The organism is Dyella marensis, assembly GCF_900112865.1.
Classification (GTDB): Bacteria; Pseudomonadota; Gammaproteobacteria; order Xanthomonadales; family Rhodanobacteraceae; genus Dyella_D; species Dyella_D marensis_A.
Window position 1 is genome coordinate 230,629 of the sequence record NZ_FONH01000001.1, and the last position, 25,299, is coordinate 255,927.

The 25,299-nt window shown below is 68.2% G+C and carries 19 protein-coding genes; 2 read left to right on the forward strand and 17 right to left on the reverse strand.

Annotation, left to right across the window (positions count from 1 at the left end; genetic code table 11):
- Window positions 1–19: 19 nt before the first annotated feature.
- From tssA to tssC, 15 genes are all read right to left on the reverse strand, one after another.
- Window positions 20–1,165, reverse strand: a complete 1,146-nt coding sequence (tssA, locus tag BM172_RS00935) for a type VI secretion system protein TssA (protein ID WP_081805079.1) — start codon at window positions 1,163–1,165, stop codon at window positions 20–22.
- Window positions 1,166–1,181: 16 nt separating this feature from the next.
- Window positions 1,182–5,195, reverse strand: coding sequence for a type VI secretion system protein (locus BM172_RS00940; protein ID WP_026634234.1), 4,014 nt, complete (start codon window positions 5,193–5,195; stop codon window positions 1,182–1,184).
- Complete coding sequence (locus BM172_RS00945) at window positions 5,192–5,959, reverse strand: DotU family type IV/VI secretion system protein (protein ID WP_051548439.1); 768 nt, start codon at window positions 5,957–5,959, stop codon at window positions 5,192–5,194. Before BM172_RS00945 ends, BM172_RS00940 begins: the two co-directional genes overlap by 4 nt.
- On the reverse strand, window positions 5,956–7,362 hold the full coding sequence (gene tssK, locus BM172_RS00950) for a type VI secretion system baseplate subunit TssK (protein ID WP_035322803.1): 1,407 nt from the start codon (window positions 7,360–7,362) through the stop codon (window positions 5,956–5,958). The genes BM172_RS00945 and tssK overlap by 4 nt, the downstream gene beginning before the upstream one ends.
- 22 nt (window positions 7,363–7,384) lie before the next feature.
- Window positions 7,385–7,858: a hypothetical protein gene (locus BM172_RS00955; protein ID WP_035322805.1), complete on the reverse strand. Its 474-nt coding sequence runs from the start codon at window positions 7,856–7,858 to the stop codon at window positions 7,385–7,387.
- The gene (locus BM172_RS00960; protein ID WP_026634235.1) at window positions 7,858–8,256 is read right to left on the reverse strand and encodes a DUF4150 domain-containing protein; all 399 of its coding nucleotides are present in this window, start codon (window positions 8,254–8,256) and stop codon (window positions 7,858–7,860) included. Before BM172_RS00960 ends, BM172_RS00955 begins: the two co-directional genes overlap by 1 nt.
- A 4-nt stretch (window positions 8,257–8,260) precedes the next feature.
- Window positions 8,261–8,800: a DUF3540 domain-containing protein gene (locus tag BM172_RS00965; RefSeq protein WP_026634236.1), complete on the reverse strand. Its 540-nt coding sequence runs from the start codon at window positions 8,798–8,800 to the stop codon at window positions 8,261–8,263.
- 26 nt (window positions 8,801–8,826) lie between these two features.
- Window positions 8,827–9,909 carry a pentapeptide repeat-containing protein gene (locus BM172_RS00970; RefSeq protein WP_026634237.1) on the reverse strand — a complete coding sequence of 361 codons (1,083 nt, stop codon included), beginning with the start codon at window positions 9,907–9,909 and terminating at the stop codon, window positions 8,827–8,829.
- Entirely contained in the window at window positions 9,906–12,494 is a 2,589-nt protein-coding gene (locus BM172_RS00975) for a DUF2169 family type VI secretion system accessory protein (RefSeq protein WP_051548441.1), read from the reverse strand. The genes BM172_RS00970 and BM172_RS00975 overlap by 4 nt, the downstream gene beginning before the upstream one ends.
- Window positions 12,495–12,501: 7 nt before the next feature.
- Window positions 12,502–15,084 (reverse strand): contractile injection system protein, VgrG/Pvc8 family, encoded by a 2,583-nt coding sequence (locus BM172_RS00980; protein ID WP_035322808.1) that lies wholly within the window; start codon window positions 15,082–15,084, stop codon window positions 12,502–12,504.
- Window positions 15,081–16,205, reverse strand: a complete 1,125-nt coding sequence (tssG, locus tag BM172_RS00985; protein ID WP_081805081.1) for a type VI secretion system baseplate subunit TssG — start codon at window positions 16,203–16,205, stop codon at window positions 15,081–15,083. Before tssG ends, BM172_RS00980 begins: the two co-directional genes overlap by 4 nt.
- Window positions 16,169–17,992, reverse strand: coding sequence for a type VI secretion system baseplate subunit TssF (gene tssF, locus BM172_RS00990; protein WP_026634240.1), 1,824 nt, complete (start codon window positions 17,990–17,992; stop codon window positions 16,169–16,171). The genes tssG and tssF overlap by 37 nt, the downstream gene beginning before the upstream one ends.
- Window positions 17,989–18,381 carry a GPW/gp25 family protein gene (locus BM172_RS00995; protein WP_143096412.1) on the reverse strand — a complete coding sequence of 131 codons (393 nt, stop codon included), beginning with the start codon at window positions 18,379–18,381 and terminating at the stop codon, window positions 17,989–17,991. Before BM172_RS00995 ends, tssF begins: the two co-directional genes overlap by 4 nt.
- A 190-nt stretch (window positions 18,382–18,571) precedes the next feature.
- Window positions 18,572–19,138, reverse strand: a complete 567-nt coding sequence (locus tag BM172_RS01000) for an Hcp family type VI secretion system effector (protein WP_026634242.1) — start codon at window positions 19,136–19,138, stop codon at window positions 18,572–18,574.
- 48 nt (window positions 19,139–19,186) lie between these two features.
- Complete coding sequence (gene tssC, locus BM172_RS01005; protein ID WP_035322810.1) at window positions 19,187–21,550, reverse strand: type VI secretion system contractile sheath large subunit; 2,364 nt, start codon at window positions 21,548–21,550, stop codon at window positions 19,187–19,189.
- Between the two features lie 478 nt (window positions 21,551–22,028).
- Between tssC and BM172_RS01010 the strand changes: the two genes are divergently transcribed.
- Together BM172_RS01010 and BM172_RS01015 are read left to right on the forward strand one after the other, a co-directional pair.
- A complete protein-coding gene (locus BM172_RS01010; protein ID WP_026634243.1) occupies window positions 22,029–22,946 on the forward strand; it encodes a scabin-related ADP-ribosyltransferase in 918 nt (305 codons plus the stop codon).
- A gap of 98 nt (window positions 22,947–23,044) precedes the next feature.
- Window positions 23,045–23,965 carry a hypothetical protein gene (locus BM172_RS01015; RefSeq protein WP_143096413.1) on the forward strand — a complete coding sequence of 307 codons (921 nt, stop codon included), beginning with the start codon at window positions 23,045–23,047 and terminating at the stop codon, window positions 23,963–23,965.
- A gap of 38 nt (window positions 23,966–24,003) precedes the next feature.
- On the opposite strand, the gene BM172_RS21965 is transcribed toward BM172_RS01015, so the two are convergent.
- Together BM172_RS21965 and BM172_RS01020 are read right to left on the reverse strand one after the other, a co-directional pair.
- Entirely contained in the window at window positions 24,004–24,216 is a 213-nt protein-coding gene (locus BM172_RS21965; protein ID WP_143096414.1) for a hypothetical protein, read from the reverse strand.
- 50 nt (window positions 24,217–24,266) lie between these two features.
- Window positions 24,267–25,280 carry a sigma-54 interaction domain-containing protein gene (locus BM172_RS01020; RefSeq protein ID WP_231504150.1) on the reverse strand — a complete coding sequence of 338 codons (1,014 nt, stop codon included), beginning with the start codon at window positions 25,278–25,280 and terminating at the stop codon, window positions 24,267–24,269.
- Between the last annotated feature and the right edge of the window lie 19 nt (window positions 25,281–25,299).

The window sequence follows — 25,299 nt, forward strand, 5'->3', positions numbered from 1 at the left end:
TTCTCCGTATCGATGGACGTCATGCGTCCGCTTCACCGCCGAGCAGCTCGAAGATCTCGATCCGCCCGCCTCCTTTCTGGAACACCTCCCGATACAGCTCCGCCGCATTCAAGCCGCCCCACGCCACCGCGCGGCGGATCAGGTACGGCACGGGGCTGTGCGGCTCCACCTGCATCAGGTAGTCGCCGATCTGCGCCAGCACCTGGTAGGCGCGTTCGCGCTCGCCGAACAGGTCGCCGGCCGCGTGCGGTTCGCCGTCGTCGCCTTCCTCTTCCATGTCTTCGTCGACATGCAATGCCGCGGCCGGCGGCAAGGCGGCCGGACCGCGCCGCGTCAGCTCGCCGCGCAGCAGTGCCTCGATGCGCGCCAGGAACTCGTCCAGCCGACCCAGCGAAGGCGTCTCCGATCCCAGCCGCTCGCGCAGCGCCTGCTCGAACGCGGCCATGGCAGCGCGGCCTTCGCCCAGCATGGCGTGGCGTTCGCGCAGCTCGGCCGCGTCCATGCGTGCCAGCAGGCCTTGCAGGTCGTCCAGGGTGGCGGCGTCCTGGGCTTCCTCGGGCAGGTTGCCGTTCACCGCGCGCATGCGCTCGTGGTAGTGCGCCAGTTCCCACTGCGACCAGCTGGCGACGTGGTCGTCGTCCTCCACCAGGGGCAGCAGCGCAATGGTGTTGAGCAGTTTCTCGTTGATCCAGCGCACGATATTGCAGCGCGCGTCGTAGCCGTCGCCGTCGCCGCGCGGATGCAGGCCGTCCCACCATGCCTCGCACAGGCCGCGCAACAGCACGAAGCCCGGCATCAGCGCGGCATAGCCGCCTTCGTGCAGTTCCGCTTCCAGCATCCACGCGGCCAGCTGCAGATCCTTGCCCACCGTGTCGAGCATGCCGGCCGCCAGCTGCGACACCTTGGGCCAGTTGGCGCGCCGCGGCTCGGTGGCCCAGGCACCCATCGGCAGGCTGACGTCGTCGCTCTGGCGCAGCTGCTGGATCATGCGGAAGCTCATGCTGCCGCGCGCCGCCACGCCCGCCGGCTGCGGACCGTCCAGCGGCGCCAGCAGGCGCGCCAGCGGGAGGCCGAGGCGACGCTCGAAATAGCCGCCGTCGTCACAGCCCGCCGCCGCTTCCGCCGGCGCGGCGTCCATGCTTCTGGCTTGCGCGTACTGGCTCATCGTTCCATTCCTCGGTTCACCACAGCACGGGCGCTTCGCGCGGGAACGCGGGCGCCTCCAGCGGCACCGGCGCCTTGGTGGCGGGGTCGGTGCCGGAAAGTTTCAGGGTCAGGTACAGGTCGGCCTGGTCCGTGGCCTTGGTGTCCTTCGGCGCGCTGCCGTCGAGCACCGGCACCTGGAAATGCAGCAGGCGCTGGCCGGGATCGAGCGCGCCGCTCTCCGGCGGCGCCGCATGCGCATCCAGCCAGCGCAGCAGCGCCCACGAGCCGCCGGTCTCGAAGATCGCGTGGTAGCCGCTGGCGCGCAGTTCCGCCTGCGCGGCGTCGGGCACCGGCATGTAACGCGAGCGGTCGGCCCATTGCAGGTCCAGCGACAGCGGCGTGCCCACGGCCCAGGCGAAGCTGTCGTCGGCACCCGGCCAGGCCGCGCCCTGCGCGCCGCCCGCACGCAGCGTCCAGCCGATCAGCTGGTTGCTGATCGGCGAGCGCTCGGGCATGGCGCGGAAGCCCACCTTCAGCTGGATCGGCAGGCTCTGCGGCTGCGCGGAGAGATTGCCGCCGAAGAAGCTTTCCACCGCGTCGAGCTGGTCGAGGAAGGCCTTCATCTTCGCCGCGCGCGCGCCGCTCGCATGCTGCAGCCAGGCCTTGAGCTCGGGCTTTTCCTTGGCGTAGTAGACGAAGAACGCCTTCACCACCGCCGGCGATACTTCGCGCGAATCCACCGGGCCGAACGGATAGCGTCCCGCCAGCTGGTTGTTGAACAGCATGCCGATGCGCGCGTAATGCAGGTCGGAACTGGCCTGGCCGCGGCCCGAACAGGCCGCCCTGGCCAGCTTCTCCATGTCGCCGCGGCGCGAGGAGAACAGGTCGTTGCCCACCGCCGGCGGCGTATACGCCGCGAGCGTGGCCTCGCAGTTGGCGTAGGTCAGGCTGGCCAGCTGCTTGAGGAAGAAGTCGTTGAGATACGCCACCTGCCCCGCCGGATCGGCGAACTGCACGGCGCGGTTCAACTCGGTGATGGTGCCGCCCCAGTACGTATCGACCTGGATATTGATGCGCTGGCTGTTGTTGACGCCACGGGTCTGCTTGAGCAGCGTGACGAATGGCGCCGCGTAGCGCGACAGCACCTCCGCGCGCTGCAGCTGGCGGTCGAGATAGTCCTGCAGCACCGGCACGCTGCCCAGGTCGAACAGCGGCGTGCCGTCTTCGCCGCTGCCGCCGGGCGCCGGCGGATCGTACAGGTGGCTGGAGGAGGCCAGCTCCGACACGTCCAGCAGCATGCTGGAGGCATAGTTCTGCGCGCACTGGCCCACCTCGTCGGCGAGCGTGCCGAAGCCGAGCTGGCGCATGCGCTGCTGCGCCTGGAGCAGCGGTTCGACCGTGGCGGCGAGGCTGGAGCTCTCCTCCGCCAGTTCGTGGTCCAGCTGCGAGGTCGCATCCAGCCCGGTATCGACCGCCTGCACCTGTCCGCGCTGGTTGCGCGCCAGGTTGTCCTGCAGCGCCAGCTGCAGCTGCGCGCGCGCGATGCGTTCATACAGCGGCTGGTCCGAGCGGTTGCCGGTCTGCTCGATCTTTTCGTGGCTGGCGAATTCCTGGTACTCGCGCAGCTGCGCCAGCACTTCGTCGAACGTGCTGGGCCGCCAGCCGCCGGCCGCGCCGTTGCAGCTGTACTGCTGCGGCGACTTCACCTGCATGAAGGCGGTGCCGGCCAGCGTGTGCAGGCCGTCGACCTCGCGGCCCAGGCCGGGGCTGATGCCTTCCAGCTGGTGATTGCTGGGATTGACCACGAACAGCGCGCCGTACGGCGCCAGCGTCGCGCTGCGCAGGCTGTCCACCGCCGGCTGGTAGCAGCTGTCCAGGTCGAAATAGCCCAGGGTGCTGCGCAGCTCCGGATCGTAGCGGTGGTTCTTGATCAGGTGCTCGATACCCGGCGCGATCTCGTCGCCCATGCGCGTGCACGGATTGTCCTGCGGCGTGCTCAGCAGCCAGCTCTTGTGCACCCAGGCCAGCCAGCTGTTGAAACCGCGCAGGGTGTCCAGCAGCGGCGGCCGGCCTTCCTGCAGGGTCGACAGCAGCGGGACGCCGTCCGCCGCACGATGCAGCAGGTCGCGCTCGGCCTGCGCGGCCATGCGCTCGAACTGCTTGCCCAGCCGTTCGCGCAGCTCCGGCGAAATGGCCGGCGGATCCGGGTAACTGGCCGCGGCCAGCGAATCGGACAGCGGGCTGTCGCGCCTGATCGTGTCCGCCGGCAGCGCGCTGCCGTACAGGTACTCGGCCAGCGCGCCGAAATCCAGCAGTTGGCCGCCCCGGTCCATCGAGCCCGGCTGCGCGATGCGGTCGAAGCGCACCAGGTTGTCCTCCAGCGCCGACAGCTGGTGCAGCTGGCGCTTGAGCTGGTCCAGGTAATCGGCATACACCGCATCCGGCGCCGCCGCGTTCTCCGATACCTTCAAGGTGGCGGCCGACAGGTCGTCGATGCGCTGCGTCAGCTTGCAGGCCATCGAAGGCAGCACCACCTGCTGCAGTGCATTCCTCGACACCACGTCGGTGATGCCGTGGCGGATGCGGCCGTCCACCCATGAAAGCGGAATCGCCGCATAGCGGGTGTCCTCGCTCAGCGTAGTGATCTGCGCGATCAGCTTGTACACGCGGTCCTGGTCCAGACAGCCATGCTGCGCCAGCGACTTGCTGTTGAGCTGGATGTTCAGCAGCGTGTCGCGCAGGCCGCCCGCATGCCGGTTCACCCGCGAGGCGCTCCACGGCAGCGCTACCAGCAGTACCGCGGCGAGCACGATCAAGGCCAGCTGCAGCCGGCGGATCAGCCGGTTGCGCGCCAGCAGCCCCTTCTGCGTGCGCTGCGCCAGACGCTGCTCGGCCAGTGCCTTGTCGCGGATGAAGCCCTCCACGAAGGACACGTCCTTGCGCGGCGCGCCCGTGTCCGGCAGTTCGCCCGCGCCGACCACGCCGGTGAAGTACAGGCCGCGGCAGAACGAGCGCGTCTCGTACACATTGGTCTTGAACAGCGTGCCGAGGAAATCCAGCGCCGGTTCCTGCAGGCTGCGCATGTGCTGCGGAAACAGGAAGAAGCCGTCGACGTCGTCGATGTGGTCCCGGCTGGTGGCCGCCTCCAGCACTAGGCTGCGCATGCCTTCGATCACCTTGTCGAAGGCCTTCGGCACCCAGTCGGCCGGCAGGCCGTTGTCGTCCAGGGTGGAGCTGGACCAGCCGACGATCTGGCTGAGCAGGCGCTTGTCCTGCGTGCGCCAGAAGCCGTCGAAGCCGGGCACGGTGTCGCAATGGCTGAACACCACGTACACCGGCAGCGCGTAGGCGAAGGCATCCTGCAGTTCGTGGATGCGCGCATAGGCATAGCGGCCCATCGCGGCGCGCTGCTCGGTCGTGGCCGCGCACAGGCGCGCGGCGGAGATCACCCACACGATGCCATCGAGCGCGCGGTCCGGGCGCAGGCTGTCGATATCGGCCAGCATCTCGCTCCAGCGTGCATCCGGCGTGGCGACGCCGCCGTTCGCGCCGGCGGCCGGTTTCAGCGGCTCGCCCAGCACGCTGTCCGGATCGATCAGGATGCCCTTCTCCAGGAACAGCCACTGGCTGTTCGGCACGGCCTGGCTGAGATAAGCCTCCTGCTTCGCCTCGCGCTGGTGCGTGGCACGCTGCAGGTCCGCCGGCAGCGAGGCGGCGAGGCTGCTCTTGCCGTCGCCGGGGAAGCCCATCAGCAGCACCCAGGAGCTCTTGTAGCGCCAGTCGCGCCGCGCCCACAGATAGCGCAGCGCGCGCTCGATCACCGCATAGCGGCGGCGCACGCTGTCGCGCAAACGCACCCACCAGCCCTGGCCGTCGCGATTCCGCGCCGGCCGCGCGGCGATGCTCTTGGAGCGCGCCCGCCACATCAGCCAGGCGATCAGCAGGAAGGCCAGCGCGGCCAGCACCGCCAGCAGCAGGAAGGCGGGATCGAACTCGCCGGCGCCGGCGGCGGTGCTCGAAGCGGCAGCGGGCGCGGCGGCCGGGCTCATGTCGCGCCACCCTGGATCGCATCGAGCAGCGACCAGGTCAGCAGCAGCCATACCAGCGAGGACAGCACCAGGTAGATCGCCGCGCCGTAGGCCGCGGCGCGCAGCCATGGCGCCAGCGCGATGCGCGTGTTGTCGCGGTCGGACACCACCGTGTAGTCGTAGGCCTGCGGAAACGCACGCGCCTCCACGCTGCCGAGCTTGCGGCCGCTGGCCAGCGGATACAGCCGCGCGCGGTACTGGCGCAGCTTCTGGCGCCCTTCGGCGCCGCGGTACATGCCCTGGAAGCCGAGCTGCATGGCCAGCAGCAGCACCGCGGCGAGGTCCGCATCGAGCGAGGTGCGCTCGCCCGCGCCCATCAGATCGTCGACCAGCTCGAAGAAGCGCCGCCCGGCCACGCGCGAGCGTTCCACCGTGTATTCCAGCAGGTGCTCGGGCCAGTGCTCCGCGCCGGCCCAGTGCAGTTCGAGGATGAAGATCTCGTCGGCCAGCGCCACCATCGCGTAGCGCGCGCGCCGGTACGCCTCCAGCTCCGCGCCGGTGGCCGCGGCCTGCACGTCGCGCGACTGCCGGTCCAGCACGGCCAGCAGGCGATGCGCGATGCGCTCGACGGTCTGGTGCGCCGCCATCTCCCCATGCGGATCGCCCGGCTGCAGCAGCCGGACCAGCTCGCCCTTCTGGATGGCGAGCTTGACCTGCGCGACTTCCTCGTAGAACGCCGCGAAGCGCCCCAGCAGGAAGTTGGAGGAGGCGACGTTCGCGCTCATGGCCGCGCCGGGGCTCCTTCACGCGGCAGGTACAGGGTGATCGCCGCCGGCACGTGCTCGTCCGGTTCGCCCAGGATGGTGAAGGTGTGGCCTTCGCTGATCAGCGGCCGCGCGGCGCCGTCCTCGCCCTCGATGGTGGCATTGGCCACCTCGTAGACGAAGGCGCCGGGGCGCAGGTTGATCGCCGCGACCTGCGGCGGCGTGGCTTCCTTGATGGTGGCGCCGGGATAGCGGCGGCGCACCAGCAGGTAGATCAGCTCCTCGTTGGCGATGCGCGCGCTGCCCAGCCACTGGCTCATGGTCGCCGCGTTCTGGCCCGCGCGCGGGCTCAGCTCGATCAGCAGCTTGCCGGTGTCGATGCCGCGCGGCAGCTGGATGCGGAAGCCGGAGGCGCCGACGCGCTGGAACTCCAGCACGCGGAAGTTGGCATTGAGCCGGTTGAGCTGGTCGCGCACATAGGCGATCGCACGGGTGAAGCCCGGCATGCAGTCGTCGTGGTCGTAGGCGCCCAGCACCGGCGGCGGCGGCGCGCCGGGCGTGGCGGCGACGAAGCCGACCAGCTGCGACAGGCCCAGGTACAGGTCGGCCGGGTGCGTATTCGGCGACTGCAGCATCACGTCGAAGGTCGGCATCGCCATCACCAGATGGCGCGCGGCCTGCACCTGCGCGCTGCTCTCGCTGTCCAGGCGCGGCTGGCCGCGGTCGTCCAGGCGCACGCCGAGCAGTTCGCGGTATTTTTTCCACAACAGCTCCGACAGCGCGGCCAGCGAACGCTGCAGGCCGGTCTCGCCCTGGAACGCCGACGCGCCGACGTTGAGCATCGGCGGATGGAACGGCGCCAGGTGCACGCCACGCGAATCGCCATACAGCTCCAGCAGGGGCACCGAGCAATAGCTCTTGGCCACGTTGTCGCCCGCGGCCAGGCTGAGCTTGGGCCGCATGCGGTCGACCACGATCTCGTCCTTGCCGGTGTTCTCGTCCGCCTCCAGGTTGCCGCGCTCGATGGTGTAGCGCTGCATGTCGCCGATGTCGCTGGCCGCCCCCTTGCCGCGCACCGGCACGCGCAGGTGCACGCGCACCTGCTTCTGCTGGTTCCAGTCGGTGCCGCTCAGGTCCAGCGACAGGGCGGCCGGCGCGAAGTGGCCGGGATAGTCGATCACCAGCCCGTCGGTCATCACGCAGCGCAGGCGCTGGAATACCACCCGGCCCTTGGACAGCTCGGTGGGATCCAGCGCCATGTCCAGCACGCCCCAGGCATGCGGTTGCAGCATCACCATGCGCCGGTGCAGCAGGTTGTTCCAGTAGATGTCGTTCTGCTGGAAATGATGCGGCGACAGCAGCATGCCCTCCGACCAGGAGACCGGCTCGGGCAAGGTATCGAGGGTATCGACAGTCGCGTTCATGGCGCTGGCCTCGCTGGCAAAGTCATGGCTGCTCCGTCACCGCGAGCTGGGTAGCCTGCAGCCACACCACCGCACGGCGGAACAAGGTGAGATCGGCGCGCGGCTGCCCATCCGCCGTCAGATAGTTGGCGAAGGCGTACACGCCTGTCGCCTTGCCCGCGCGTTTGGGCAGGAGCACCTGGTCGACCACCTGCGCGGGCGGAATTTCCAGGTGCACGATATCGATCGACGGCCCGAGTCCATTGATCAGCGCGGTCTTCTGCGCGAACCACTCCGGGCCGGTCTTGGGCAGCATCGCGGCATTCTTGCTGTCGTAGAGAAACACCAGGTCCAGCTGCACTGCCGAATTGAGGTTGGCGCCCGGCGGCGCGGCCACCCGCACGCTGGACAGCGTGGTGGTCGGCGTGCGGCCGAGCAGCTTGTTCACCGAGCCGCAGCCGGCCAGCGCGGCCAGCAGCAGGGCAAGCACCGCGACGAGGGCAACACGGCCGCGCATCAGCTCAGCACCATCACGGTGACCTGCGCGGGCGTCAGCGACACGCCGACCATGTTCGGCAGCAGGCCGTTCTGGCCGACCAGGCCGAGCATGTGCGTGCAGGGAATGCCGCCCATGAACACCTTGAAGCTGCCCAGGATCGAACGGAACGGCCCCATGAACAGATGCGAGACCACCCCGCCCTCCGCGCCCGGCTGGTCGCCGTTGCTCAATGCGCCGACCGTGACCAGGTTTTCCGCCAGCCCGCCGCCGACGATCACCTCGAACTGCGCGGGGATATCGGCGAAGGACAGCGCGATATTCGGGAACGGCATCGGCGTGGGCACGCCCAGCACCGGCACGAAGCACACGTCCGGAAACGCCAGATTAAGCACGCCGAGATTGGTGTTGACGAACATGGCCTCACCCCAGGCTGATGCGTTCGGCGTCGATCTTGGCGTCCTGCCGCGCCGTGATCAGGGCCTGCTCGCCGTGCAGCCGCAGGAACTGGCGTGCATCGAGCAGGAACTGATCGACCTGGCCGACATAAGTGCGGGCGGTGTGCACCAGCGACTCCGCCGCGCTGGCGAACAACTGCCGCGCGTTGAGCGAGAGCGTGCCCTGCACCGCCGTGACTTCCACACCCTCGCCGGCACGCAAGGCAATGCTGCGCGTGGCGGCGATATCCACTTCGGCCTGGCGGATCGACACCGCGTCCGCGCCCGGCACGGCCAGCGTGGCGCGCCCGCCATCCGCGCGCGCCAGCACGTGCAGCACGAAACATTCGCCGTCGGCGGTGGCGACCAGCAGCACGCGGTCGCCCGGCTGCGGCGTGACCAGGCAGGACACCGCCTGGCGCGCGGAGCGGCCGTCGTCCAGGCGCCAGGCGTCGCGGCCGGCGCTGTCGCGGATGGTGGCCTCGAACCACGCGGGAGCGGCCAGTGGAGCGGTTTTGGCCTGCATCGTTTTGGCTTGGCGGGCGGCGAACATCAGGACATCTCCAGGGCAAGGGCGCGGGCCTCGGCGGCGAGGCGGGGCTGCGAGGTACCGCGCAGGCGACGGGTATGCGCCGCGCTGAAATCGGCGTCGACGAAACGGGTGTGGTGGAAGCTGGCATGGTCCAGCCGCGCACGGTGGAAGCGCAGGCGCTCGCCGCTGGCATGGTCGAAGCGTGCGTAGGCGAACATGGCCTGGCCGAAATCCACCTCGGCCAGACGGGCGTGATCCCACACGCTGCCGGGGCCGCGCGCGCCGGCGAACGACACCTTGCGCAATTCGGCGGACTGGAACAGCGCGCCCTCGCAGGAGAGCCCGGCCGCGTCCACTTCGCTCCAGCTCGATTCGAGCAGCAGCGCGTTGTCGAGCTTCGCTGCGCGCAGGCTGGCGCCGGCCAGCACGGCCTTGCGCAGATTGGCTTCGCGCAGGTCGGCGCCGTCCAGGCGGGCGCCGCTGAAGTTCGCGCCTTCCAGCAGGCAGCGCTGCAGCACCTGGCCGCGCAGGTCCATGCCGTCGAAGCGGGCGCCCTGCAGCACGGCCGACTGTGCGACCAGTCCGCGCACGTCGAAGTCGCGGAAATCCACGCCGGGAAGCACCGCCTGCGCCAGCGTGGCATGCGCGAGCCCCAGCCCGGCCAGCTCGCATTGCGCGATCACGCTGCGGTGCAGGACGGCATGCGCGAAGCTGGCGCCACGCAGTTTCGACTGGGTGAAGGCCGACAAGGCTATCTCGGCCTTGCTCCACGTCGAGGCCGGCAGGTCGACCTGGGTGAACGCGCATTGCTGCAGGTTCGCGCCGTCCCAGCGCGCGCCGTCCAGCTTGCAGCGCGTGAAGCTGCACGCCTCCAGCGTCGCGCCGCCGAAATCGGCTTCGCGCAGGTCGCACTCGATGAAGTTGACATGCTGCAGGTGTGCGCCGTGCAGCCGCGCGCCACGCCAGATCGCCTGGTTGAACAGCAAGGAGGCAAGCGCGCGCCCGCTGCCGTCGAGCACGCCCAGGTCGATGCCATGCACCGGCCGTCCCAGCACCTGCAGGCGGGCGATGTCGTCCCAGCCGAGCACGGTTGCCGCGCTCATGGCAGGCTCCGCCCCGGTTCCAGGCGCACGCCTTCCAGCCGCGCATGGTCGAAGCGGGCCTCGGCGCATTCGGCCTGCACGAAGTTCGCTTCGCGCAGGTCGGCCTCGCGGAAGTCCGCGCGGCGGCACATGGCCTGGTAGAAATCCGCTGCTCCCGCATGGCAGCCGGTGAGCTCGCCGCCCATGAACAGCGAACGGTAGAACAAGGTGCGTTCGAGCACCGCGTGGGTCAGCCGCGCGCCGCTGAAATCGCATTCGCGGAACTGTCCCTCGGCGAGGTTGGCATCGGTGAGATTGGCGCCACGCCAACTGCTGTGATCGGCGCGCACGCGCTGCAGGTCGGCGCGCGACCAGTCCGCGCCGCCACCGCCCTGCACGCGGGCCAGATCGGCGCCGGCCCAGTGGCTGTCGGTGAGGCGGCATTCCATCAGCACGCTGCGCGACAGCGCGGCCTCGCGCCAGTCGCTGCCGGCCAGGCTGGAACCCAGCGCCACCGTGCGCTGCCAGGCGGCATGCGCCCAGCGGCTGCCGTCGGCCTTGGCATGCAGCAGCACGCAGTCGGCCAGCGTGGCGTGTTCGAGATTGGCGTCTTCCAGCACGATGTTCGGCGCGATCCAGCGCTCGAAGCGCGCGCCGGCCAGGTCCGCGCGGCTCCAGTCCGCATCGCCGGCCTGGGTGCCGGCGAAGCTGGCGCCGCGGAACACCGCGCCGCGCGCCCGCGTGCGCGCCAGGTTGGCGCCGTCGAAACAGGCGGCGGCAAAGTTGGCGGCGTCCATGGTGGCGCCGGTCAAGGCCACTTCGCTCAAGTCCGCGCCGTCGAGCTGGGCACCACGCAGGTCCGAGGCTTCCAGCAGGGCGCCGCGCAGATCGGCGCCGGACAGCATGGCGTTGCGCAGATCCGCGCCGGCCAGGTCGCAGCCGCGCAGCGAACCGCCTTCGCGCACGCGCAGCAGCAGCCATTGCCCGATCGCCGCGGCCACTTCCGGTTGCAGCGGCAGGCCGGGCACGCTCGGCTGCGGCGAGGCCAGGCGACCCTTGCGCTGCAGTTCCTGGATCTGTTCGACCGCTACCGGCGGCACGCCGGCCAGCGCGCCGAATTCGCCCAGCGCGCCTATCGCACCGCCCTGCCCGGCGGCGCGCGCCAGCGCTTCCTCGGTGCTGGTCGCCGCGGCGGGCGGCGCTTGCGGCAACGGCGCGAGCTGAGCCGCGGCTTCCTCGCGCTGCGCCTGTGCCTGTTCGCGCGCCTCGCGGCCGATGCGGTCGACCGCGTCGAGCGTGGCGCCCAGGTCGAAATCGCCGCGGCGGATTTCCGCGGCGCTCGGCACGGGCAAGTCCACCGCCAGCGGCGCGGGCGGCGGCGGTGGCGCGGGCATGCCGGCGGAGGCTTCGAATTCCGCGGCCAGGCCCGCCTCGCGCGCGGCGCGCGCGGCCTGGCGGCGCTGCTGTTCGTCCTGCACCTCGGCGTGCCGCGCGGCACGCAGCACGGCATCGGGCTCGGGCGTCAGTTGCGCTTCGTTGAACACATGGCGCGCGGCGGTATCGCGATTGAGCCGCAGCGCCAGCACCTCGCCGTAATGCGACAGCGGGCGCGGCGCGTCGGCGGCGTATTCATAAGCCACCATCAGCGCTTCCACGTCCAGGGCGAGGCTGTCCTCCACTTCGATTTCGCCGCGGTGGATGGTCACGCCCAGCTCGGCGTCGGGGAAGAACCACACCGTGTCGAAGGACAGCGCGATCTCCTGTGCCGCATCGGCGGGCTGCCCGGCGCGGTGGGCGAAGGCGCGCGGCCGGAATTCCGGCAGGTGGCCCTCGATCACCGGCAGCCGCGGGTGCATGCCTTCCAAGCGATACGGCTCACCGCCGGCGAAGAAACCCTCGATGCGCTGGTCCAGCGGCGCGGCGTTGAAGAACTCCGGGTGGGTATCGTCGGCCAGGCCCGGATAGGTGTCGCTGCGCCAGCGCCGGCCGTAGCTGCCGATCCACTGGCGCCGCGGCGTCCAGCCCACGTCGAGCTGGCCGAAACCGGCCGGCGCGTAGCGGCGCCGCGGTCCACGCACGGGACGCTGCGGATGTTCCAGGTTCGGCATGTCGCCGTGGTTGCGGCCGAAGAACGCCGCCAGCGGATTGCGGGCATAGCCGCGGCCTTCCGGATTGGCAGGATGGCCTGCCCCGCCATAGGCGCGATTCCAGGTCAGCGGCATCTGGGTGAACGGCAGCGGCTCGGTGACCTGCAGCCACGGCAGCATGCCGTACATCCATTGGCGGTCGCCGACCACGCGCAGGCGCTTGTCCACGCCGGCCACGCTCAGCCGCACGGTCTGCTCGGTCACCGCCAGGCCGTTCGCCGCGTATGCGTTGCCGGCCAGCAGTACTTCGCCGCGTGTCTTGGGCATCAGCTCGTCCAGCGGCCGGCCAGGCGGCAGCGCGCTCATCACCTTGCGCCATTGCAGGTTGTCGCGCAGCAGCGCCTCGGGGCGGCCGCCCAGCGCGAAGAAGCCCAGCGTCGCCACCAGCAGGCGGTCCCTGCCCTGCCAGCGGTACGGGCGATGCATCAGGCTCAGAGTCATCGGTTTGACGATCTTCATGCGCGCCTCATACGTAGATGTAGACCACCGGGATCGACACGCTCAGGCCGACGATTTCCATCGAGATGCGCGCGCCGGCGATGGTCATCGACGCGCCCACGCCGGTGATGTCCACCGTGGTGGACATGCCGTGGATGCTCATGCGCGTCTCCTCGTCGGTGACGCTGACGTCGGTGCTCTCGCCGGTGACATTGATGCCGGTGCTGCTGCCGGTGACGTTCATCCGCGTGGTGCTGCCCACCACGCCGATGTCGGTGCTGCTGCCGGTGACATTGATGCCAGTGCTGGTGCCGGTGACATTGATATTGGTGCTGGAACCGGTGACGCCGGTCTGGCTGCTGGTGCCGGTCACCGAGATCGATTCGCTGCTGCCGGTGGCCGAGATCTGCTCGGAGATGCCGGTGACCGAGGTGTTCTCGCTCTTGCCGGTCACCGAGGTATCGGTGCGTACGCCGGTCAGCGAGACCTGGTCGGCCAGGCCGGTCAACGCGACGCCGGCGCTGCGGCCGGTGGTCGACATCGAGGTGGTCATGCCCAGCGTGTCCACCGAATTGTTCATGCCGGTGGTGCTGATGCTGCTCTGCATGGCCGTGGTGGTAACGTTGTTCACCACGTTCTGCGTGGTGATGCGCGTGGCGGTGCCGGCGATCTCGTCCTGCGAATAGGTATCGCCGGTGATGGTGCTGTAGCTGGTGCTGTTGCCGATCGTGCTCTTGCTCCAGGTCACCGCCGCTTCCATCGTGTTGTAGGTGCTGCCGTACGATTCGGAGCGGCTGAGCAGGCCGCTGGCGCCGTCCTCGGACGTCGAATAGCTGTAGCTGGCGCCCTGCGAATAGCTGGTGTCGCGGTACTGCCCGCTCTCGTAGGCGCCGTTGACGATGCCCACCGCGCGATCGAGGTTGTAGGCCGAGTGCAGGCCGTAGCGGATGCTCTGCCCGTCGCCGTAGCTGGTGGAGTAGTTGCTGCCGACATGGGTATTGGCGGTCCAGCCCGAGGGCGTCACCACCAGGCTGCCGTTGGGCGCGATCAGCTGCTGCACCTCCGGCAGTTCCGACTCGTCGCTGGCGCGCGTCACCAGCACGGTGGCGCCGATCTCCGGCACCGTGTTCATGCTCGCCGACAGCTTCACCCACACCGGCTGCGACGGCGCGCCGGGGCTGGAGAACTGCACGTAGACGCCCTGCGCCATCAGGTACGGCGGCGCGGCCTGGGTGTCGCGCAGGCGGCTGGTGGCCGGATCGAAATTGGCCGGCTCGTAGTAGCGCCAGTCGGTGGGCCCGCGCCCGGCCATGTCCACCACCTTGGCCAGGATGCCGCCCTGCTGGGTGTCCTGCACCGAGAAGGCGGTGAGCATCGCCGCCGCGTCGGTGGACTCGAACTGGTTGGTATAGCCGCCGTCGGCGGTGGCCTGGTGGGTGACCTTGCTCAGCACGAAGGCCTGGTTCTCCAGCGACGGACGCACCGGCGCCGGCGAGACGCCTTCGGCCATGTCGCCGCGCATGCTGAACTGGGTGCCGACGCGGAACGCCGCGCAGGTGCTGCTGCCGGTCAGCTGCCGGCCCGACGCGGCCAGGGTGGAAGCGGTGGTGCGCACGTATTCGCGCACGGTGCCGCTGCTCATGCCGTACTGGTAGGTGCGGTACTGGTTGAACGGCAGTTCGCCCGGGTCGGCCGGGGTGAATGCGCCGAAGGTCTGGAAAGTCGGGATCGGATCCTCGTCCGGCGCGTTCTCCTGGTGCGCGAAGCGGCCGTTGACGCCGGTGCTGGTCAGCGACTGCTGGTAGCTGTACTGGAAGACCAGGTCGTCCTGCTGCAGGCCCAGCTCGTCGATCGCGCTGTAGGTGTAGCGCAACGGGCGTTCGAAGGCCTGCGGATAGGCCGGCCGGTTGGCGAACACCACGGTGTGCCCGTTGCCGGTGTGCTTGAAGTAGTAATAGATGTGCGCCTTGGACATCATCCGACGCAGGAATTCGAAGTCGCTCTCGCCGGCCTGCAGCCAATCCTGCACGCGCGCGATGGCGATGTTGTCCTCGCCCGACACCGCGTCCAGCGAATAATCGATGTAGTGCTTGCGCATCAGGTCCGCGATCACGTCGCGCACGCACATCTGCGCATGCACCTCGTAGCGGTTGGTCAGATTCAGCCGCCACAGCGCCGGCTTCATGCCGATGCGGTACACGCCCGGCTCGTCCATCGCGAAGGAACCGACGATGCCGTTGTAGAAACTCATCGACGGCGCGTTGCCGGTGCGCAGCGCCTGCGCGAAGCGCGCGGCGGCGTCCGGCGCCTCGCCGCTCATCGGCCGGTTGAGGCCGACCGTGACCGGGCGGCCGATCAGCGCGTCGAAGCTCAGCGGCGGCGTCAGCTTCGGATCGGTATTGCCGCGCAGCTGCAGCTGGAAGTCGAACGGCTCGGATACCGATTCCTGTCCCTCGAAGGACAGCAGCCGGAAGGTCTCGTCGCCCAGCCAGCGATTGCCCGACAGCGCGATACCGCAGTGCAGGTACAGCAGCGGCGAATCGGACTCGCCCTGCCGCCCGATCGGCTGGATCGCGGTGCGCCCGGCGGTATCGGTCGGCAACGCGCTCATGCGGCCTCCTGCAGGTCGTCGGCGCGGATGGTGAAACTCACTGCGCGCGCGCCGTCCGGCCGGCCGTTCACCCAGGCGGTCTGGCCCAGGCGCAGGCCATGGCCGCTGCCGAAGCCGGCCAGCCGCCGCGGCTTGCCCACCCACGCGGCCGGGATATCCGCCTCGTTCACCTCGATGGTGACCACCGCATCGACGTGGCGGTCGAACAGGTAATGCACCATCGCGGCCAGGCCGCGGTAGCCGGTGCCGAACTGCGCGTCGTGCGCGCCGCCCGGCAGGTGCGCGCGATCGGGCAGCAGCAGGCACAGCCGCGCGTACGACACCGGCCCGATGCGCAGGCCGACCGCGGCGTGGTTCACCCACACCCGGCGCCCCAGCGGCGCGCCGTCGCCCAGCGTGCGCCGGCCCAGCAGGGTGCGGTCGCGCGCCTCGATCCCGCGCCACGCACCGACCAGCGCCTGTACCTTGACCGGTGCCTGCAGATAGACGCTCAGCACCAGCTGCGCCTGCGCGGCGCTCTTGCGTCCGTTCGCGACCAGGCCGGCCAGCGCCAGCAGCGCGCGGCGCGGCAGCGGCACGCGGCGCGCGAGGATCGCCGCGCCCTCCCCCTCGAACGCCGACAGGCCCATCAGCGCGCCGGCCGCATCGGCCTGGCCGGTGTGCTCCGGCCGCAACGCGTCGAACGCCGGCACGCTCGCCGCCTTCAGTTCATAGCGCAGCGTGCTGAGGCGGTGGTTGAAGATGTCCAGGAATTCCGCCATCGCCGGATCGCGCTCGGCCAGACGCTGGCGCGCCCAGTCGGCGAAGCTGTCCGGCATCGGCCCCAGCACGCCGGACAAGGCAAAGTTGGCGACGAACAATTCCAGCCGTGGGTCTTCCGCGGCGAGGTGGCGTTCCTCGCGCAGGCGGCCCTTGGAAATCTCGCTGCCCGGGAACACCGGCGACATCTCGCCGCGGAAGCGCAGCCGCGGCGACACCGCGCGGGCGCCGTCGCGGCGCGCGTTCGCACCCCGCCGGGGCCACGACTGCAGTCGTACCCACTGGAAGAAATCGAAGCTGGCCGGCCGCCGCAGCAGCCGGTCGGCTAGAGGCTCACCTGTGCGCCAGTCAGGGGTGGCCATGACTTGAGCTCTCCTCGGCGGTCGGAAGATTCGAGAATCAGTTCGATGACGGTATTGACCTCCGCATACAGCGCCAGGAAACGGTGCAGCACGCTGCCGAACAACACCGCGCTGCCGCCTTCGAAATGACCCAGGTCCACCTGCAGGCGCAGCTGCAGGCAATCGACGAAGCCGCGCCAGGCCTCGCGGCGCGGCATGCGCTTCTGCACACGGCGGGTGGACATCGCGCGCAGGCCGTCGATCTGCCGGTAGCCGGTGAGGCTGGCCGGCCCCACATGCAGGCGCAGCATGTTCTTCAGCACCGGCGGGCCGCGCTGGCCGTCGACCAGCGACAAGTGATTGAGCGACAGCTGCGAGACCAGCGCCCACGGCCGCTCGCCGACCATCTGCGGCGGCTGGTTCGGCGTGGGCTTGCAGGCCACGCGCAGTGAGGCGACCGGACCGGCGCCTTCCAGGTACAGCACCGTGCCCACCAGCAGCTGCGACGGCAGGCGGCGGTTGGTGCACAGCGCGGTGCCGCCGATCATTTCCTCCGCCGGCAGCACCGGATCGAATTCCGGATCGAGGAAGGACACGAAGGTTTCAGTGCCGTGCACCGCGCCGGTCTGGTTGACCTCGCGGCGGGTGGCATAGAAGTAGTCGATCTTGTCCAGCCGCTGCATCTCGTCCAGCGCGAAGTACGGCGCGATCGGGCGCGGGCTGCGGTCCGGGCGGATCGAGACCAGCTCGTCCAGGCTGTAGATCTCGCAGTAGCGATGGTTCTGCTCGTCGGCGACCAGGCGGTATTCGTACTGGCGCTGGTCCAGCACGAAGGGCTCGATGCGCTGCGGGAACAGGTTGATCAGCGGCAGGCAGTTGAGCCTGAGCAGGTGGCGGTCGTAGTGGTGGTCCTTCGACGGCGGCACGTCGAGCAGGAACAGCAGGTCGAAGTCCTTGTCCACGCCGGACAGGTCCATGCCCGCCACGTCGAAGAACAGGAATTTCTGCGGGAAGGCGAAATATTCCTGCACCAGCCGGTAGCCCGGATGGGTCAGCGGATTGGCGCCGAGCACGGCTTCCTTGTCGTCGAAGCCGCGCCACTGCAGCTGGGAGGCATCGAGATAGCGCAGCTCGCCGGTGGCGCGCACGCGCACCGCCATGCGCACCAGGTGCATGGCCAGGCCGTCGTACAGCGAATAGGCCAGCTTGTGGTCGGCGTGGATGCAGAAGCGCAGGAACGGCAGCTTCATCGCATGCACCGGCTCCTTGCCCATGCAGCTGACGGTGGCGCTGAGGATGGAAGCGGTGCGGGTATCGGCCGGATCCAGCGGATAGGCGTTGGCCGCCATCGATTCTACGTGGGTCACTTTCAGCGGCCACAGCGGCGTGTCGTAGCAGGTGCGGAAGCGGCAGCGCACCTGCTGGCCGAATTCGTTGGTGGCCAGCGCGTAGACATAGCGCCCGCGCTCCAGCGTGGCGCCGTGGGCGAAGTTGGCGCCGTCCGGACGCACCTCGATCTCGCCCACCAGCATCGACGGCAGCGGCGCCTCCAGGTGCGGATACAACAGGCTCATCAGCGCGTTGGGCAGCACCGCCTGGTCGGTCTCGAGCTGGTAGCGCAGGCGGCCCGCCATCCAGGCGAAGGACTGCACCAGCATTTCCACATGCGGATCGCTGCTGCGCCCGCCGCTGAGCTCCAGCTCCTTGGCGATGGCCGGAAAGGACGCGCCGAAGTCCGCGGCCTCGTCGCGCAACGAGGCCAGCTCCTGCTCGAACCACATTTTCAGGCGGGGCACATCGGCATTCATGCCAGCTCATCCGGGCAAGGCAGTTCGAAACGGAAGGTGCTCGGCTGGTTGTCCACCTGCACGCTGCCGTGCACGACCAGGGCGTAAGGCTTGAGCGCCCGGCCCGTCGCCAGCCATTCCAGCCGCGGCGCGCGCAGGCGCGGTTCGAAGCGCGCGATCGCCTCCAACAGGCGCGCGCCGAAACGTTCATGCTCGTTCATGCCGATGCCGGTATCGACGATCGGCGGCATGCCGAAGTCGCACACCCGCGCACCGCCCAGGCCCACATAAGGCCGGCATTCGACGATGCGCTGGATCTGCGCGGCGACCGCACCGATCGGATCGAACGGCGGCGCCTGTCCCATGTCCGGCTCGCTGCGATTGACCAGCCGCTCCATCAGGAATTGCACGACCATCCCCCGCCCGTATGACTCAACACCACAAATGGAACCCTTCTCCCTCCGGGAGAAGGTGGCGGCAGCCGGATGAGGGTACGGGCGGAGCGGTACACATCACCCTTGCGCTCCGCCAGACCCTCACCGCAACCCTCTCCCCGCTCACAAATTGGTAAACGGGGGAAAGGGGCTCAAGCAGCTACGCTCAACTGGTGAACTGACCGATCGGACGGTTGCGCGCGATACTCCAGCCCGCCGCCAGGTTGCCCGAGGTGTTCATGTCCGCCTCCTGCACCGTGTAGGTCCACAGCACCTCGGTGAAGTTGAGCTTGAACTGCTCGGTGGGCATGTCGTCCGGGTTGGACTGGAACTGGATCTCGCTGATGATCGCGTCGCGCAGCTCGATGGTCAGGATGTTGGCGGTCTTCTCGCCGGAGTTGCGCGCGATGTAGATCTTGGTGGGATTCTTGTCGCCCTTGCCCAGCGGCTGTGCGCGCAGGCAGTACTCGTAGAACTTGACCGAGGTCTTGTCCACGTACTTCACGCAGGTGAACTCGGTGATGATCGGGCGGCCCGAGGTACGCGCCGAATTGCTCACGTCGGTGGTGATCTGCTGCTTCATGCCCTGGTGCACCGAGACCAGCTCCAGGCACTGCCCGAGCTTGAGCACCTCGTCGCGCCACTGGTCGTCGATCAGGCTGCCGCCGCCTTTCCAGCCGTTGGGGCCGCCGAAGATCGACGAATCGCCGGGTTGCAGAAGTATGAGGTCCATGGTTGCTCCAGAGGCTTAGGTGGTGGAATCGACGGGCTGCGCGTGGCGTCAGCCCGCCGGCAGATCCGCCACCAGGCGAATCGACGTGGTGAGTTCTTCCAGCTGGAAATGCGGCTTGATGAACACCGTGGCCTTGTACGAGCCGGGCGAACCGGGCACGTCGGTCACGGTGATCTGCGCCGCGCGCAGCGGATAGCTGGCCTTCACTTCCTGCGAAGCGTTGTCGTCCAGCAGCACGTACTGCGCGATCCAGCTGTTGAGATATGCCTCGATATTGCCGCGGGTGAGGAAGGCGCCGATCTTCTTGCGCATGATCACCTTGATGTAATGCGCGAAGCGCGAGGCGGCCAGGATGTACGGCAGCATCGCCGAGAGCTTGGCGTTGGCGTTCGCCTCGTCGCTGATGTACTGGCGCGGCAGGTTGGCGGTCTGGCCGCCGAAGAACGCGGCCTGCCCGGTACCCTTGCAGTTGCACAGCGCGATGAAGCCCAGGTCGTTGAGCTCCTTCTCGCGGCGGTCGGTGATCGACACCTCGGTCGGGCAGATCATGTTCACCAGGTCCGCGTCGTCGCGGTAGGTGAACACCGGCAGCCCGTCGACCAGGCCGCCGCCTTCCACGCCGCGGATCGCCGCGGTCCAGTGGTACAACGCGAACGAATGCGTGATGCGCTCGGCCAGCGCGTAGGCCGCATTGCCCCACAGGAAGGCGTTGTGGTCCGGGCCGTCGGCGCCGGTCACCGTCTCCTCGTAGCGCAGGCCTTCGGCCGGGCGCGCGTCCTTGCCGTACGGCAGGCGCAGCAGGATATGCGGCAGCGCCAGCGCGACGTAGCGCGAGTCCTCGCTGCCGCGAAACTCCATCCACTGCGCCAGCTCCGGCGATTCGAACAGCTGGCTCAGGTCGCGCGGCTTGGCCAGCTTGTCGAAGCCGTCCAGGCCGAACAGCCCCGGCGCCGCTGCCGCCAGGAACGGCGCATGCGCCGACGCGGCGATCTTGGTCAGGTTGGTCAGCAACGACATGCTGGCCGGCGAATGATCGAACTCGTAGCCGCCCAGCAGCAGGCTGTACGGCGAACCGCCGTAGGTGCCGAACTCGGCCTCGTAGATCATCTTGAAGATGCAGCTCTGGTCGAAGTCGGCCGCCTTCTCCAACTCCTTGCGCAGGTCGTCCATGCTGGCGTTGAGCACGCGCAGCTTGAGCAGGCGGCCGGTCTCGGTGCGCGACACCACGTAGAAGAGGCCGCGCCAGGTCGCTTCCAGGTCCTTGAACGACTTGGCATGCAGGATCGCATCCAGCTGCTGGCCGATCTGCACGTCGATGCCGCCGGCGCGCTCGTCCATCAGGCCGTTGGAGCCCAGCGCCACCTGGGTGAGATCCTTGTTGCCCAGCGGCACCAGGACCTCGTTGGAGAAGCGCCCGGCCAGCCGGCGCGCCTTGCTCAACGGATCGATCGCCAGGAAGGCCTGCTGCCGCTCCGCCGCCAGCGCGGCCTGGCGCTTGGCCAGCTCGCTCGCGGCATCGGCCTGCGCCTGTGCGGTAAGTGCGGCCGCATCGGCATCGTTCTTGGCCTTGGTCGCGTCGACCACCGCCTTGTTGGCGGCGGCGATCGCATCGTCGCCCTTGGCCTTGCCGGCGGCATCCTGCGCCTTGGCCAGCGCGCCGGCGGCGTCGCTCGCCGCCTTCTGCGCGGCGGTGGCAGCATCCGCGGTGGTCTTGATGTTCGCGGCCGCGGCATCGGAAGCCGCCGCCGCCGCATCCGCGGCCTGCTTTGCCGCCGCCGCGGCTTGCTGGTTGCCGGCCATCTGCGCGGCCAGCAGGCTGACCAGGGCACCCGGAATAGCAGCTCCCGCCGCGTTCGCCGGCGGATTGTCCTGCGCGTCGACCTTGGCGTTGACCCAGTCGTCCGGCAAGGTCGTGGCGAATGCCGTCTTCAGCGCCGTGATCCCCGCACCGTCGGTGGTCGCCCGGTCCAGCAACGCACCCAGCGCATCGTTGCACTCGGCCATCGACTGCAGCGAACGCAGATCCGCCCGCGCGTCGTAGCGCTGTCGCAAGCCAGGCACTGCGTTGACCACCGCCAGCGGCTCGAAGTCCGACAATGCATTGAAATGCAGTTCGCCGGCCAGGACCTTGCCCTCGCCCGCGATGGTGTCGGCGATGCCGTTGAGTTTGATCATGGGCGAGCTGTCGGCCAGGATCTTGTCGAACGACTCGGCATCGATATCGCGCATGCGCCGGTCCTTCAGCGCCGGCAGCACGCTGGCGTCCAGCTCGCCCGACAGGTTGGCGAACATGCCGACGATGAAGGCCAGCTCCACTTTCTCGCTCGAGCCGCCCGTTTCGACGTCGTACGTGATGCGCACGCGCGGCGGCCGCACGCGCAGCAGCTTCTGTTGAATGCTCTCGACAGTCATGTACAGGCCTCGTTTCGGTGGGCGGCTGCAAAGTCCCTTGTCGCTATCGAACGCTGCCGCACGCGTTGCGGTAGGGACTAATCAAAAGGCGTGCCAACTGGGGAAGACCGCGATATGGCGCCACTTTCGCCCGACTTCCGATCGCTGAGGGAGGATCCGGGCGTGTGGCTTCGCACACGGTCGGCACGAGGCATATCGCCTCGATCGACGGCAAACGCTTTGAACAGAAGGCACAAACCGGATCAGCCACGCGGGTGGGAGAAAAAACTCACGCCCGTGGGGAATCGCACATGGTTCGATGAACGGACCCGCGCCGCTCTTTTCCGTACCGCGATGATTGGAGATGAGGACATGCACCAACCAAGTCGGACCGCCATCGGTTCAGATGGCGGGAGCGCTGAATCATGGACGACTCCATTCATAGCGAACGGAACCGCTGAGCCAGCTTCCAACGGCAGCCATCCAGCAGAGCACATCCATGTATCGCCCTACATCGAGCAAACAGCTTTACGCGTATCTCCTGGCCTTGCTGGCCCTTGTCGCGCAACCATGCCTTGCCCAGGCAGACGTCGTGTATCGATTCGACACCAGGCCACCGGAGCAGATATTCGCCGAAGGTTTTGCACCGCGGGGAAGCGATCTGAGCCTGGTCGACCACTGGAGATACAGCTCGTCCGCAAGATCGGGATTCGTCGGAACCACGGACCGCCATTCCATCGCGCTCGAATTTGCCGAGGCCTATTTTCAACGCACGGGAACCAGGCGAGGCTTCGTCTATCGCATAAGCGCCAATCAGCACTTCTACAGCGTTGCACTCAGCGCAGAGGATCTTCTTCAGCGCATGCGTGCAGCCGGCGCGCAGACAAGCCACCGTCGATTTGCTCAGACGCTGCGCGATGGCCTGGAGGCTTTCGGCTGGGAACGCGAGTACGTCAGCGACCGGGCCATTCCCGGCACGATGATCGCCGCGGCCACCGAAGTGACGGGAACCTCGCTTGCCGGCGGACGAATGAGGATCGACGAGACCGAACCACAGGACAATCCCCATTTCGTCATCACCGGCACGCATGCCAACACGGGTCCGTACCCGATGACGTGGCCGGCCACGGACTATCCATCCTCGTCGTCCGAGACGGAAGCATCGAGCGACGATGAAGACGACGGCGCGGTGGGGCCGCCCCTTGCCGGCGATGTCCTGGCCGTCGCCGGCCCGAGCGGGTATATGCATCCGGGCGTGTTTCCAGGCTGCGATGCATCGCCGCACAAAAGAAGCATCGGGTCCAACCATTGCCCGAAGCTTTCATCGATGGTCAACGTATCGAAGCTCAGGCGGATAACACTCATTCTCCTGGCGGAGGACGGACCATTCCCTGGTTACGGTCACGATGAACTGTAAAGGCAGTTGCGCAGACCGGCGTCCTGACAGCGCAAGCCGAACGGAACGAAACCTATCGACCGCGTTTTGGAAGGTCACGCCAATACGGGCGACATGTGATGCAACGAATCAGATCAAGCAGACTCGCGCGCTCATGGCTGATCGCATGGCTCGCCATCGCCCCGTTGCCATGCCTGGCTCAGCAGAAATTCGTCTACCTCGTCGATATAAACCCTCCGGAAAGGGTTTTTACCGCAGCCATGACGCCACCAGGAACCAATCTCAACATTTTCGATCTCGTCGCCCACACACGCGATGAGGGCTTTCTAGTGACCGTGGACAGCATGGACAGTGCCCGCTGGGTTGCCGAAGACATCATTTCCAGATCTGATCTTGGCCGGATCTTCATTTATCGAATCCGCGCCGACGAGCACTTTTACAGCTTCAACTTGAGCGTTCAGCGCCTATGGGAAGTCGCCCGCGAGATGAACGCGCGCTGGACCTTTCCTTTCATCCTCAGATGGCTGGAGGGAGTGGACTGGATGCGCATGCACATAACCGATCGAATTATCCCGCCAAGCGCGATCGCCTCGGCCATTGAGATTTCGAGGCCAGACTCGTTGCCGCACACGCCAACAGTGATGCACGCCGCCATCAGCAACGACCTATACATCGATGCCGACACTCAAGCGAGTCTCGAGGCTTATGGCGAGCAGGCATCAGTGGAACCCAGGTTCCGCCCATCGCCGAATTCGTCCTGCCGTCCCACCAGGCCGTTCCGGCACGATGACAATGACGACCACGAAGGCGCGATCGGGCTGACCTGCGAGGACGATGTCCTTGCCGTGGAAAGCCCTTACGGTTACGTCCCTCTCAGCGTCATCCCGGATTGCGCCGCCTCGCGTCGCAGAAGGAGTCTCTCACAGCCACCATGCAAGCCCTTGCCCACGATCAATCTGTCCAGGCGCGCACGGGCGCTGAACATCCTGATTCTGGATTGGACATGGAGTCCGTCGAACGGGAGACACGACGAACTGTAGCGACGAGAATGTCGAAGGCCGCGGCAGACAAGCGCACGTCAATCGCCTCTGCGCCGTAGCCGCCAGATTTCACGCATACCGAGGCGGCGGCACTCTATCGCCCCTTCTCCTTCCAACAGCTTCAACGCTTCAATGACCAGATCGAGCGGCACTTCGAATCCGACAGGCCGCAGCCACCACTGCTGAATCCCCTCGGCCGAATCCGCACAGCCAGGACTCGCCGCCAGATGGCGAGCGATCGCATCAGCCACGACACGTACGGAATGACCAGTCACTCGCCCGCCCCGCCCGGTGGATGGCATCACTCGCCCGAATCTTGCTCCTGTCCGGCTACGGAAGCGAGCCGGTACTTGCTCACCAGCTTGCTGAACGCGCTGCGGTCCTGCCCCGCCATCCGCGCCGCCTGCGTGATATTGCCCCGCGCCCGCGCCATCGCCGACGCCACGTAGCTGCGCTCGAAATCCGCGATCGCCCGCGCCTTCGCCTGCTTGAATGCCGCATCGTCGCCCGCCCCGACCGGCGGCGCCGCCAGATCCTGCGGCGGCCCGCCCTGGATCAGCGCCCCTTCGCACATCAGGTACTCGCGCTGCACGAAGTGCTCCAGCTCGCGCACATTGCCCGGCCAGCTATAGCGCTGCAGCGCGGACAGGAAGGACGGATCGAAGCGCTTCGACGACGTCTGCGCGCCGTACTGGCGGTTGAGTCGCGTGAGGAATGACTCCGCCAGCTCGACCACGTCGCCGCCGCGCTCGCGCAGCGGCGGCATCACCAGCGGCATCACCTTCAGGCGATACAGCAGGTCGCGGCGGAACTGCCGCGCCTTCACCAGCTCGTCGAGGTTGGCATTGCTTGCCGCGATCAGGCGCACGTCGGTGCTGCGCGTCTGCGTGCCGCCTACCCGGCGATAGGTGCCGTCCTGCAGGAAGCGCAGCAGCGAGGCCTGCGCCTTCGGCGAGAGCGTGTCGATCTCGTCGAGGAACAGCGTGCCGCCTTCGGCTTCGCTGACCAGTCCAGGCGACGCCTGGCGTGCATCGGTGAAAGCGCCGCGCTCGTGCCCGAACAGTTCGCTCTCCACCAGCGAATCGGCCAGCGCGCCGCAGTTGACGGCGATGAAGGGTCTCGATGCGCGCGCACTCAGATAGTGCACGGCCCTTGCCCCAAGCTCCTTGCCCGTGCCGGTTTCTCCGCCGATCAATACGGTCACGTCGAACTTCGCGATACGGCGTATCTGCGCAATGACGTGAGCGAACTGCGGCGAAGATCCAAGCAAGTTGGACTCCGCGATATCGACCATGACGCCCCCTGTGCGGGGCATCGCGTCCTTTGCTCCATGC